Genomic DNA, 931 nt, shown 5'->3' on the forward strand with positions numbered 1-931 from the left:
TCATCGCGCTCTGGCTTATCGGCTCGGCGTCGCCGGTTTCGAGGTAAAGCTGGTATCTTCAGTCGCCTTGGCACGCACCCGCGAAGCCTTGAACAACAGCTGGGACAAGAACGATCCAAAAGACGCGCAGGTCATCCTGCACATGATGCAAATCGGGAACGAGCAGCTCTACTATGATCCATTGCTCTGCGGCACGAATGATCTTCAGGAGCGGTCCAAAACACACGACATCGTCTCGCGCTCGAAGACCGAGTTGTGGCACCGGATCCTGACCCACTATCTGCCACTGTATTGGCCTGAGGCTGACCGCTTTCATCGCAGTTCACGCAGTGACTGGTTCTTCGCCTTTCTGGAGCGCTATCCATCACCGCATTTTATATCAGCCATGAGCCAAGAGGCTTTCATTGCCGACGCATGGGAGGTTGTTGGCCGCAAAGTCTCCAAAGAGCGTTTGCTTGCGGATATTTATCAGACTGCTAGGTCATCTGTGGGTCTGCCTATCGCACCGGGTTCTGAGGCCGCCAGGATGTTCAAACTGGTTCTCGCCGAGGGGCGTAGCCTGATTGCGCAACGCAATGAGATCGAAGGTCGGGCCGTTGAACTACTCAAGAACAACGACGACTATCAGCTGCTAACGTCGATCCCGGGGATCGGGCCGATCAATGCGCTGACCATCCTGGCGGAGGCGGGCGATCTGCGACGCTTTCAGCATTACCGGCAATTCTTGAAGTTCTGCGGGATGGACCTCGCGACGATCCAATCGGGCACATTCCGCGGTCAGACCAAGCTCTCAAAATACGGCAACGCGCGCTTGCGCCGCACCCTATGGATGGCCGGACAGGTCGCCATCATGCAGCGCACCAACAGCTTCCGAGACAAGTTCGAGCGTTACATCGCCAAAGATCGGCAAAACACCCATTTACGCCGAAAG

The 931-nt window shown here is 56.3% G+C and carries 1 protein-coding gene; it reads left to right on the top strand.

The genetic code is table 11. The features are described 5' to 3' along the window. Positions 1 to 931: transposase (locus tag J1C49_RS21470; protein ID WP_227447854.1), on the top strand; the 931-nt coding region annotated here is incomplete at both ends.

The sequence above is a fragment of the Cognatishimia sp. F0-27 genome (assembly GCF_020667845.1).
Taxonomy (GTDB): Bacteria; Pseudomonadota; Alphaproteobacteria; order Rhodobacterales; family Rhodobacteraceae; genus JAFMPQ01.